The 12,085-nt window shown below is 42.1% G+C and carries 11 protein-coding genes; 7 read left to right on the top strand and 4 right to left on the bottom strand.

Annotated features, from left to right (window positions below; all coding sequences use genetic code 11):
* Positions 1-35: 35 nt before the first annotated feature.
* The 6 genes from DDV96_RS15830 to DDV96_RS06490 all read left to right on the top strand — a co-directional run bounded on the left by DDV96_RS15830 (position 36) and on the right by DDV96_RS06490 (position 8,204).
* Complete coding sequence (locus tag DDV96_RS15830) at positions 36-203, top strand: hypothetical protein (RefSeq protein WP_165805978.1); 168 nt, start codon at positions 36-38, stop codon at positions 201-203.
* An 87-nt stretch (positions 204-290) separates the two neighbouring features.
* Positions 291-1,751, top strand: coding sequence for a sensor histidine kinase (locus DDV96_RS06510; protein ID WP_116693958.1), 1,461 nt, complete (start codon positions 291-293; stop codon positions 1,749-1,751).
* 52 nt (positions 1,752-1,803) lie between these two features.
* Entirely contained in the window at positions 1,804-2,586 is a 783-nt protein-coding gene (locus tag DDV96_RS06505; protein ID WP_116693957.1) for an enoyl-CoA hydratase/isomerase family protein, read from the top strand.
* A 216-nt stretch (positions 2,587-2,802) separates the two neighbouring features.
* Positions 2,803-4,632: a Xaa-Pro dipeptidyl-peptidase gene (locus DDV96_RS06500; RefSeq protein ID WP_116693956.1), complete on the top strand. Its 1,830-nt coding sequence runs from the start codon at positions 2,803-2,805 to the stop codon at positions 4,630-4,632.
* Positions 4,633-4,704: 72 nt separating this feature from the next.
* A complete protein-coding gene (locus DDV96_RS06495; RefSeq protein ID WP_116693955.1) occupies positions 4,705-5,781 on the top strand; it encodes a PA0069 family radical SAM protein in 1,077 nt (358 codons plus the stop codon).
* Between the two features lie 125 nt (positions 5,782-5,906).
* Positions 5,907-8,204 (top strand): alpha/beta hydrolase family protein, encoded by a 2,298-nt coding sequence (locus DDV96_RS06490; RefSeq protein WP_116693954.1) that lies wholly within the window; start codon positions 5,907-5,909, stop codon positions 8,202-8,204.
* 112 nt (positions 8,205-8,316) lie between these two features.
* Here DDV96_RS06490 and DDV96_RS06485 read toward each other — a convergent pair whose 3' ends face one another.
* From DDV96_RS06485 to DDV96_RS06475, 3 genes are all read right to left on the bottom strand, one after another.
* Positions 8,317-8,979 carry an HD domain-containing protein gene (locus DDV96_RS06485; protein WP_116693953.1) on the bottom strand — a complete coding sequence of 221 codons (663 nt, stop codon included), beginning with the start codon at positions 8,977-8,979 and terminating at the stop codon, positions 8,317-8,319.
* Positions 8,980-9,191: 212 nt separating this feature from the next.
* Positions 9,192-9,944 (bottom strand): lysophospholipid acyltransferase family protein, encoded by a 753-nt coding sequence (locus DDV96_RS06480; protein ID WP_116693952.1) that lies wholly within the window; start codon positions 9,942-9,944, stop codon positions 9,192-9,194.
* A 257-nt stretch (positions 9,945-10,201) separates the two neighbouring features.
* Positions 10,202-10,612 carry a BrxA/BrxB family bacilliredoxin gene (locus tag DDV96_RS06475; RefSeq protein ID WP_116693951.1) on the bottom strand — a complete coding sequence of 137 codons (411 nt, stop codon included), beginning with the start codon at positions 10,610-10,612 and terminating at the stop codon, positions 10,202-10,204.
* A gap of 231 nt (positions 10,613-10,843) precedes the next feature.
* On the opposite strand from DDV96_RS06475, the gene DDV96_RS06470 reads away from it, so the two are divergent.
* Complete coding sequence (locus tag DDV96_RS06470; RefSeq protein ID WP_116693950.1) at positions 10,844-11,590, top strand: TerB family tellurite resistance protein; 747 nt, start codon at positions 10,844-10,846, stop codon at positions 11,588-11,590.
* 16 nt (positions 11,591-11,606) lie between these two features.
* Here DDV96_RS06470 and DDV96_RS06465 read toward each other — a convergent pair whose 3' ends face one another.
* Positions 11,607-12,077, bottom strand: coding sequence for a thioredoxin family protein (locus tag DDV96_RS06465; RefSeq protein WP_116693949.1), 471 nt, complete (start codon positions 12,075-12,077; stop codon positions 11,607-11,609).
* Between the last annotated feature and the right edge of the window lie 8 nt (positions 12,078-12,085).

Raw genomic sequence — 12,085 nt, 5'->3', positions numbered from 1 at the left:
CCTTTAAAAAATGAACGCTATTGGCATAATAGATTATGGATAAAATTCGTGCTGTGGCAATAGTGTTGTGGTTAGCTTCATTTGTTGGTTTTGCACGGGAAAGCCCTGAAAGGTCAATTTTAAAAGCTATGGGTTTTAACCAAGTTGAAACCGGGCTGCCGGCCAAGCAAGTGAAAGCACAAACTGTTCTGGAAGTTTTGTGAGAGTTAAAATCAAATTTGTGGATTGATACTTTTGGTTTTCCCAATTTGGTTTAATTATTGCTATATTCCCAATTGTAAAAAACAATCATGAAAATCTTCAGGCATTCGTTGCGCAATCGTATTTTCTTTTCCATGCTTTTGCTGGTTATAGGCGCGTCTATTTTAATAGCGTTGGTTACCGTTTACCAGTATCGCGAAGAGGCAGCAGATTACCATCGGGACCGTCTGGAGCGCAAGGAAACCGCCATCAGGGAAAACATTAATTATGTATTAAGGGAGACCACCTACCCGGTTGAAACCGATAAAATCCCGCTTATTTTTAAAGATAAAATATACGAAATCAAGGAGATACATAACCTTCAAATTTATCTGTACGATCTGGACGGAAACCTTTTAAAATCTTCCAAAGCCTCTTTTTTAAAGGATACTGCCAATCAAAAAATGCCCGATTCTGCCTTACGGGCCCTCCGCAACTCGCCCGATAAACATTTTGTGAAAAACTTTACCGAGGATGGACAGGAGTTCCAATCGTCTTATTCCTATATAACCGATAAATATTTCAAGCCCCTGGCCATTTTGAACCTGCCGTACATTGAAGACGACGGTTTTATAAAAAAAGAACTGAAACAAAACCTTACCCGTTTGGGGATGGCTTATTTTTTAATGTTGTTGATCGCCATTGCCTTGGCGTATTTCCTTTCAAAATACATTACAAGATCATTGAACACCATTAGTGAGAAAATAACCGATACCCGCTTGAACAAACGCAACCAAAAAATAGTGATCGACTCTACTACCGAAGAAATTTCCACCTTGGTCAATGCCTACAACGGGATGATCGAGGAGCTGGAAAACAGTGCCGCCCAGTTGGCCACCAGCGAACGCGAGGCAGCTTGGCGCGAAATGGCCAAACAGGTGGCGCACGAGATTAAAAACCCTTTGACGCCCATGCGGTTGACGGTACAGAGCTTTCAGCGGAAATTTAACCAAGACGACCCAGATATCGAAGCACGGTTGGACGAATACAGCAAGACGCTCATTCAGCAAATCGATACCATGAGCTCGATTGCCGAAGCGTTTTCAAACTATGCAAAAATGCCCGCTCAACAAGATGAAACACTCAATGTGGTTAAAATAACCAAATTGGCACTCGATATCTTTAACGAAGATTATATTGAGTTTCATTCCGAAGAAGAAGAGATCATCGCTAAATGGGACCGAACACAGCTCATACGCATTGTGACCAATTTAGTAAAAAACAGCATTCAGGCAATAGAGCAACACAAGCCGGAAAGTCCACACGTTAAAGTGGTTGTTGCTTCAGAAGGCCAAAAGGTATGCATCCGCATTTGCGATAACGGACCGGGCATTTCAGAAAAAAACAAAGAAAAAGTGTTTGAACCTAAATTCACCACCAAAAACAGTGGGATGGGATTGGGCTTGGCAATGGTAAAAAACATCGTGGAAACGTATGGTGGCACCATAACCTTGAACTCTGAAGAAGGAGAGGGCGCTACTTTTACTGTTCGGTTTAGAAGACATTCATAGCCATTTTCGTATTTTTGCGCTAACAAAAAAACCGGAAAAAGAAAACTTTACCATGAATTTTGAAAACATTACCTACGAACACGACAGCGGGATTACAACAATCACCATTGATCGCCCCAAAAAACTGAATGCACTTAACCAAGATACCATTCAGGAACTTCATCAAGCTTTTAAAACAGCAGAAGATGATGTTGACACCAAAGTGATTTTTATTACTGGAAGCGGTGAAAAAGCTTTTGTTGCTGGGGCCGACATCAGCGAATTTGCCGACTATTCGGTGGCTCAAGGGCAACAACTGGCTGCAAAAGGACAAGCGAAGCTGTTCGATTTTGTGGCACATCTGTCCACTCCTGTAATCGCCGTGATAAACGGTTTTGCATTAGGCGGTGGATTGGAACTGGCGATGGCCGCACATTTCAGGATAGCCAGCGACAATGCTAAAATGGGCCTTCCGGAAGTTTCATTAGGTGTAATTCCTGGTTACGGTGGTACACAGCGCTTACCACAATTGGTAGGAAAAGGCCGTGCGATGGAACTGATTATGACCGCTGGAATGATCGACGCTGCACAAGCATTGGAGTACGGATTGGTGAACCATGTTACCTCGCAAGAAGAGCTCATGGAGTTAGCCGAAAAAATTGCTGGAAAAATCATGAAAAACTCATCGGTAGCGATAGCCTCGGCCATTGCCTCGATCAACGCCGGATTTGAAGAAGGCGAAAATGGTTTTGAAACCGAAATAACCGAATTCGGGAAATGCTTTGGCACCGCCGATTTTAAAGAAGGAACCAGCGCCTTTCTGGAAAAACGCAAACCGAATTTCCCGGGGCAATAACGGAAAGTGAAAATAAAGGTATCTGAGTGAGTTCCGTTTCTCATTGGGTTAGAAACAAAAGCAGTTTTGTAAATTAAACGAAAATTGCGTTGTGCTGAGCTTGCCTTGTCGTAGACAGGCGTGTCGAAGTGTATCGAAGACTCCGGTACTGATTACCCACTCTTTTATTAAAAAGCATTTTTTTGAAATATTTTACAAAGCTAAAATTGTAATACAATGAAAAAACACATCCTCTTTTTTATTATTTGGACCGTCACGATTTCCTTGACTGCCCAAGAAAAAGCAAAACCCATATTTAAAGACGGCGAAGCACAGGTGGTTCCGGCTTTTAATGATCCAAAAGACTGGATTCGGGAAGACCTTTGGGTCGAAACCACCTTCGATACCGATGGCGATAACAAACCAGATCGCATGCACGTCGCGGTAACACGGCCCCAACAAACCGAAACCCAAGGGTTGAAATTACCTGTTATCTATGAGTCGAGTCCGTATTTTGCTGGTGTGGCCCCAAATGTTGAGGGTGCTTTTCACGATGTGTACCATGAATTGGGAGCTACCGGAAAAGAAATCGTACATCCTTCGGTTACCAGAAGGGGCGAGCGACCTATTATTTCGAATTCAAAGATAAAAAAGTGGGTGCCAAGAGGATTTATCGTGGTACATTCCTCATCACCGGGAACGGGACTTTCACAAGGATCGCCAACCGTGGGTGGCGAGAATGAATCATTAGCCCCAAAAGCGGTGATCGATTGGCTTAACGGCCGAGCAAAAGGATACACAACGCCTTATGGTGATGAAGAAGTAAAAGCCTATTGGGCCACAGGGAAAGTAGGTATGACGGGAACTTCATACAATGGAACATTGCCACTTGCAGCTGCAACCACAGGCGTTGAAGGCTTAGAAGCGATTATCCCTGTTGCACCAAACACCTCATATTACCATTATTATAGGTCGAATGGGCTGGTGCGTTCGCCCGGTGGTTATTTGGGTGAAGATGTGGATGTGCTGTACAACTTTATCCATAGCGGCGACGAATCGAAGCGGGCGTATGCCGATTCTGTGTATCGTGATACCGAAATAAGAAACGGCATTGATCGTAAAACCGGTGATTATAATGAATTCTGGGCTGGACGTGATTATCTAAACGATATGAAACCCATGAAAGCCGCCTTGTTTATGTCGCACGGCTTTAACGATTGGAACGTAATGCCCGAGCACAGTTACCGTATTTATAAAAAGGCGGAAGAAATGGGGCTGCCTGTTAAAATCTATTACCATCAATACGGTCATGGTGGCCCGCCACCATTATCGATGATGAACCGTTGGTTTACCAAATACCTTTTCGGGATTGACAATGGAGCCGAAAAAGGCCCGAAAGCCTACATTGTTCGTGAAAATGATAAAAACGACGACCCAACAGCTTATGCTAATTACCCAAATCCGGAAGCTAAAGATGTTACCTTGTTTTTACAAAAAGACGGTCTTAAAACAGGAGCTTTAACAAGCAAAAAAGTAAAAAACCAAGGCAAGCAAACTTTGATAGATGATTACACACTTTCTGGAGATTCATTGGCGCAACTGCCAAGTTCTAACCATCGATTATTATTTGTAACGCCTGTTTTAAAAGAAGATATCCATCTTTCGGGGCTATCAACCCTAAATATAAAGTTGGCGAGCAGCAAGCCGGCGGCAAATCTTTCGGTTTGGATGGTTTCCTTGCCATGGAATAAAGAAAAGAACGCTAAAATGACCGACAATATCATCACCAGAGGTTGGGCCGACCCGCAGAACTATAAATCCCTTACTGAAAGCGAGCCCTTAAAACCGGGCAAGTTTTATGAAATGTCCTTCAACCTTATCCCGGACGACCAAGTAATTCCGGCCGGACAGCAAATTGGGTTGATGATTTTTTCAAGCGATAATAAGTTCACACTTTTACCAAAACCAGGTACAGAACTGACTATCGATCTGGATAATACCAGTATTGAAATTCCAGTGGTGGGTGGAAAGAAAGTTTTTGAGAAAGCAATTGAAAAAAAGGAATAAATCCAATTTAAAAAGGATTATTTCCATTAAATAAATTAACTTTGAAGTATTCAAACACTTCAAAGTTTTTTTATGTCCAATGCTGAAAATCATATCAAAGGTCGTGGCGCACAAAAGCGTGTTCACAATCGGTTTTTTGAGTTAAGCCACGAACTTCGGGACGACTTTTTAAACTACTGCGAAGCCGAAGGCGAGGAAGCCGATGCCAATAAAACCAAGTACATTGATGTGTTTCCTAAAACTTTTGTCAATAAAGTAGATAGCCCCGATGTGGGAATGGGATATTCGGCCAATCCGTATCAAGGTTGTGAACACGGTTGCGTCTATTGTTATGCACGCAACAGCCATGAATATTGGGGCTATGGTGCCGGGCTCGATTTTGAACGTACCATTCTGGTTAAAAAGAACGCCCCAGAACTGTTGAATAAAAAATTAAAAAGTAAATCTTGGGAACCCAACCCTATCATTTTCAGCGGAAATACCGATTGCTATCAACCCATAGAACGCAAACTTGAAATAACACGGAAATGCTTGGAAACCATGTTACAATGGAAACATCCAACGGGCATTATCACGAAAAACGCTTTGGTGTTGCGGGATTTGGATATTCTGAAGGAAATGGCACAACTGAATATTATTTCAGTAAATATATCCATTACATCCCTTTCCGAAGCCACCCGAAGGTTATTGGAGCCCCGAACGGCCAGTATCAAGCAACGCTTAAAAGCAGTTGAGGTGCTTTCAGAAAACGGAATTCCGGTACGGGTGATGATGGCACCGATTATCCCGTCGTTGAACAGTCATGAAATCCTTCCGTTAGTTAAAAAAGTTTCAGAATTGGGCGCCAAAAACGTTTCGTACACCATTGTACGGCTTAACGGGCAAATAGCTACTATTTTTGAAGATTGGGCACGAAAAACCATCCCAGACCGTGCCGATCGCATTCTCAATCAAATAGCCGAATGCCATGGCGGCAGGTTAAATGACAGTCAATGGGGACGGCGCATGAAAGGCGAAGGAACCATCGCAACACAAATTAAAAATACGATGGAAATCGCCAAAAAAAAATACCTTAAAAACAGCAAAATGCCTGCATTGGACGGGAAACATTACCTTCAACTTAAAAATCCCCAGATGCGTTTGTTTTAAAAAATACTGTTTTTGGTGAGGTTTTAAGATTAACCCTTGCTTCAGTTCAAACACTTGATTGTCATAACTTTATTAGTACGATACTTTATTTAGCAGTAAATTTACTATTTTAAAACTAACGACACATGAAAACATTTTTAAACCACATTATTCTACTGGCGGTACTGTGCTTAGGGACATCGGTACAAGCGCAAAAATTAAACGGCTCTTATAGCGGGACTTTGGATGTGCAAGGCATGCAACTGGAGCTTATTGTTAACATCACCCCAACCGAAGACGGTTACGAAGGAACCTTGGATGTTCCTGCCCAAGGCGCTTCGGGAATCGAACTCGATTCGGTAGTTTTGCAGGATAACAAAGTAACCATTAAATCGGCCAAACTGCAAATGACCTACACAGGCACGTTGACTGGTGATGGCATAAAAGGAACCTACCAACAAATGGGACAAGAACTACCACTTACATTTACGAAAACAGAAAAGAAAAAACCGGGAAACACCGCATTGCCATCCACCGAAGCCGAACTGGAGAAACTCGCGGCACAGGAAACCGGCGATTACAAATATTCGGTGGAAGATTATTTTACAACCCCCGAAGCCTTTTCGTTTCAACTTTCCCCTAACGGAAAGTACATTGCGTATATGAAACGGCGTCAATCTGGAGAACGCGATCTGTATTTAAAGGAAACCGAAACCCAAAAAGAAACTTTGTTGAAAAAACAAGGTGAAGATTTGATTCGAGGTTTTTTCTGGGCCAACAACGATCGTATTCTGTACCTGCAAGACAAAGGCGGAAATGAAAACTACCATGTCTATGGCGTGGATGTTACCGGCGAAAACGACAAAGAACTCACCCCTTTCGAAGGCGTCCGGGTCAACATCATCGAACCGTTAAAGGAAGACGAAGACTATGTGATTGTGCAGATGAACAAGGAAAACCCTCAACAGGAAGAACCTTACCGCCTTAATATCAATACAGGCGAGGTGACCAAGTTGTACACCGTAAAAAAAGGTGATCCGCCAGTTGCTGGTTATAATTTTGACCGTAAAGGCAATTTACGCGCCATTACCCGCATTGTGGACGGGGTTAAAACGGAGTTGCTCTACAAGATCGATGGCGAATTTAAACAAGTAAAGCTTACCGAGTTTGGCGATACATTTGGCATTTCTTCGTTCAATCCAAATACCGAAAACCCAGATGATGCTTACGTGGTTTCCAATCTGGATGGTGATAAAATCGAAATCCAATTGTATGACCTAAAGAAGGACAAAAAAATAAAAACGGTTTTCAGCAATGATACATTTGATGTTTCTGGGATATCGCTTTCCAGAAAACGCAATTACGAAATAGACTATTTCAGCTATACTGGCGAAAAATCTGTAGTTGTTCCAGTAAGCGATACCTATAAAAAAATCTATAACCGACTTCAAAAAGAATTTGGCGACAAGCAGTTTTTCACGGTTGGCAAAACCGATGATGAGTCCAAGTATATGGTAGCTGTTACCAGTGATAAAATTGTAGGGGAATACTACCTGTACGATGTAGAAAAGGATAGCGTGACATTGTTATACAAGCTATTGCCACAGCTTAAAGCCGAAGATATGGCCAATATGAAGCCCATAACCTTTAAAAGCCGTGATGGGCTTACCATCCACGGATATATTACATTGCCGAGTGATTATAAAAAGGGACAAAAACTGCCTTTAATTGTAAATCCGCATGGTGGACCACAAGGTATTCGAGATAATTGGGGCTTTAACCCAGAAGCACAATTGTTTGCCAGCCGTGGATACGCAACCTTGCACGTTAATTTTAGGATTTCCGGAGGGTACGGTAAAAAGTTTTTAAAAGCCGGTTTTGGGCAAATAGGCCGTAAAGCGATGGACGATGTAGAAGATGGCGTGGATTATGTAATTGAACAAGGTTGGGTGGACAAAGACCGGGTTGCCATTTATGGCGGTAGCCACGGCGGATATGCCGTGTTGCGCGGAATGACCAAAACCCCTGATAAATACGCCTGTGGCGTGGATTATGTAGGAGTAAGCAATTTGAGCACTTTTATGGAAACCATTCCACCATATTGGGAAAAATACCGAGAACTGTTGTATAAAATCTGGTACAACCCCAATATCCCGGAAGAGAAGGCCATTATGGACGAAATTTCCCCGGCCTTGCACGTAGATAAGATTAAAAACCCATTGTTTGTGGTGCAAGGGGCCAACGACCCCCGCGTAAACATCAATGAAGCCGACCAAATTGTGGAAACGCTACGGGAAAAAGGTGTTGAAGTACCTTATATGGTTAAGTATGACGAAGGTCACGGATTTGGTAAAGAGGAAAATCGATTGGACCTTTACAAAGCCATGATGGGCTTTTTTGCAGAGCACCTAAAAGTCGAGAAGACAAATCCTGTAAAAGGATAAACTACTAAATTACAAATCTATCAAGCATCAAACTCGATAGGTTTTTATTTCTCTGTGTCCTTTGTGCCTCTGTGGTAACTATTCACCACGAAGGCACAGAGAACACAGAGTTTTATTTTTCACCTTCCCATTCCGCATAAAACTGTTTCAGGAACGTTTCCATAAACTCATGTCTATCTGTGGCGATACGCCGCCCAGTTTCAGTATTCATTCGGTCTTTTAAAAGCAATAGTTTTTCGTAAAAGTGATTGATGGTCGGGGCGGTTGACGCCTTGTATTCTGAAGGGGACATATTTAAATTAGGCTTGATTTTAGGGTCGTATAGCGCCCTGTTTTTAAAGCCGCCGTAATTGAAGGTGCGGGCTATGCCAATAGCACCCAAGGCATCTAAACGATCGGCATCTTGAACAACTGCTAATTCGTTAGAATGAAAGGCTTGTTCTTTATTTCCTCCTTTAAATGAAATATTTTTGATTATTTGCACTACGTGCTCAATAATTTCTTCGGAAACACCTTCCGAAGTTAAAAAATCCACTGCTTTTTTGGGTCCAACTGTCTCATCACCATTGTGAAATTTGGAGTCGGCGATATCGTGCAACAACGCTCCCAAGGCAACCACCAGAGCATTCGCTTGTTCGGTTTCTGAAATAAGCAGCGCATTTTTATAGACCCGCTCAATATGAAACCAATCGTGACCGCCTTCGGCATCTTTCAGTTCTTTTTTTACAAAGGCAATGGTGTTGTTAATGAGTATTTCCGAAGATCTTTCAGCCATAGTTTTACCTTAAATATTTCATTTTTCAACCTTAACAGCATCCAGCGTAGGTATTTACGACCTGCCCGAATTTTAACAGATGTTGGCAGGCGGGTAAATTAGTGATCCTTATAAATCTCTCGAATTCATCTGCCTAAAAAACCAGCAGACAGGCTCAAACACCTTTGATACAAAATTTATTTCTAAACCTCTAACCTCTCAAATCTCACATCTCAAGTCTCATCCACTGTTATACTCGATTTTACCTGCGTTTCCACCAGATCGATTAAGGCATCTGGCTCATGTTCTGAAACTTTTAAAGAAGAATGTACTATTAATTCTAAACGTACGCCCAATGGAATAGGGAACATGCCGTGTTTTTGCAGTTTCCAAGAATGGCTAATGCTCACCGGAAGCACATAGGCATCGGGTGCTTTTCTAAATAGGGTAAGCAAGCCAGTTTTCCGAAAGGGTTTCGGGTTGCCGTCTTTGCTTCGGGTTCCTTCAGGGAAAATGACCACGCTGCGGTTGTATTTTGATACGTATTTGGCAATTTTTATAATTTCCCCAGTGGCCTGTCTTGGGTTTTTACGATCTATTAAAACACTGCCTCCACGTTTTAAATTATAGGAAACCGAAGGGATGCCTTTGCCCAATTCGATCTTGGAGATGAATTTGGGGTGGTATTTGCGCAAAAACCAGATCAAGGGCGGGATGTCCCACATGCTTTGGTGGTTTGAAACGATGATGATGGGCACGTTGTTTGGGATGCTGCTGTTAATGGTAACTTTGAAAGAGGTCCCCAAAATATTCAAACACCTTAATATAAACCAATTGAAGACATCTACACTTCTCTTATGGGCTTGGTAACCAAAAACGTTGAAACAAACCCACTGTATGGGGTGGAAAACAATTAAATTCAATCCAAAAAAAAGGTAAAAAATAACCGAAAGCGGGTAGCTCAATATTTTGGAGAGTAGTTTCATAGTGTATCAAAAGTAAAAAATCCGCTTCCAAAAATTTTCAGAAACGGAATTATTTTATGATTATCCGTATAGAAACCTAAATTTGACTTAGAACTGAATGACGTAAAACATAGAACAAAATGATTATGAAACTAATTTCCATTTCATAAAAATGAAACAAGTATTACGTCATACGTTCTTCTCTGATGTCATATTTGGCGCTTGGTTTTTTTACGGACAAGCATTTTTTAGATTTTAACCTCTAAATAAAAAGGGGACTAACAATACTCGTCGTACGCTCCTTTTAAATTTTCGGCAATAGCTTCGGCCGGACGACCTTCAATGTGGTGGCGTTCCAGCATATGCACTAATTCCCCGTCTTTAAACAAGGCCATAGATGGCGAACTTGGAGGGAACGGGACCATATGCGATCTGGCGGCATCGACCGCTTCCCGGTCCACACCTGCAAATACGGTTACTAAGTTGTCTGGCGTGTTGGCATTTTGCAACGACATACGGGCACCAGGGCGCGCATTGGCTGCCGCACAACCACAAACCGAATTGACCACGACCAAAGTGGTGCCTTCTTTGTTAAGGGCTTGGGTTACTTCTTCTTCAGTGAACAGTTCGGAAAAACCAATGTTGGTCAGGTCTTCCCGCATAGGTTTTACCAATTCCGGTGGATACATATATCTTTATTTTTAAAGTGTAACAATTTTAGTGCAAAGATACGAAATTTGACACGGTATCAAGGAGGTAACATACACAAATAACAACAAGCTGCAAACTCCGAATTTCAAAATTGATAAGATATGGTTTAGTGATTTGAGATCTGTGCTTTTTTAAATTTACCAACGCTACATTGCTTACTAAGCTTTCTTTATATTTGCACCATTCTACAAATTGCTAGTGTTTAGTTTATGATTCGTTGGTTTGCAGCTTTTATTGGTTATATGGTGTACCGGTTTCCTGGAGCCATCGTTGGGTTTTTAATAGGAAGCCTGTTGGATAATTACTTTGGTGGTTCCAGTGCTGGAAGGGGGTTTCAAGGCACTTTTCAGCAACAACAACGAAGCCAGCGCGTAACTCCGGCCGATTTTGAGCTCAATTTGCTTTCGTTGGCATCCCTGGTCATTAAGGCCGACGGACGGGTGAGCCAGCAAGAGTTGGACTATGTACGCAAGTATTTTGTGCAAGCCTACGGAAAGGATCGCGCCAATGCCACGTTTCGGGTATTTAACGACGTGATTAAAAAACGGGAGATTTCGGCAGCGAAAATCGGTACCATGTTTCGGCAACGCATGCGCTACGAATCGCGGTTGCAAGTGCTTCACTTCTTATTCAGCATTGCCAATGCCGATGGACGGGTGAGCGAGCTTGAAGTGCGGAAAATCAATGAAATTTCCGGATACCTCGGGGTGAGTCCGCGTGATTTTGAAAGCATCAAAGCCATGTTCTTCAAAAATCCGGACAGTGCGTATAAAATTTTGGAAATTGACCGTACTGCCACCGATGCCGAAATTAAAAAAGCGTATCGCACCATGGCCAAAAAATACCATCCAGATAAACTGCAGCATATGGATGAAGCCTATAGAAAAGGCGCGGAAGAAAAATTCAGGAAGGTGCAGGATGCGTATGAACAGCTTCAAAAGGAACGTGGGTTTTAAAACCTTATATCGTACCTCACAACACTTTCAGCAATTGTTGAGCGGTGTAATACTCAAAAATACGTTTCTTAACTGTGAAGTCTTCATTTAAAATTAGAGTTGCCGGTAACGAAAAAGGCTGTCCTTTTCGTGAGGCGAGCAATAAGGCGATTTCGTGAACGCTATTGCGCTGGGTGCGGGCTTGTGTATTTTTAAATTCGACAGTATCGAAGGTTATAGTATCAGTGCTTTCAACATTCATTTCAACGGCATAATAATTCTTGTTTATCTTTTGAATTACGGCCAATTTGTTAAATACAACCCGCTCAATTTTCTTACAATAGACACACCAATCGGCATGGAAAAATATAAACACCGGTTTGGGTTCCTTTTTAAGGGCTTGTTCCAGCTCGGGCCATGTTTTCCACTGTATTTCATCGGGGTTTTGGGCTTTTGTAATAAAGAGCCCTGCTAAAGCAATGAATACGAAACAATATATATTTTTCATAACTTCAT

This window comes from Marixanthomonas spongiae, from assembly GCF_003095375.1.
Classification (GTDB): Bacteria; Bacteroidota; Bacteroidia; order Flavobacteriales; family Flavobacteriaceae; genus Marixanthomonas; species Marixanthomonas spongiae.
Note: the sequence above shows the minus strand (reverse complement) of the source record. Positions and strands in the feature narration are given on the sequence as shown.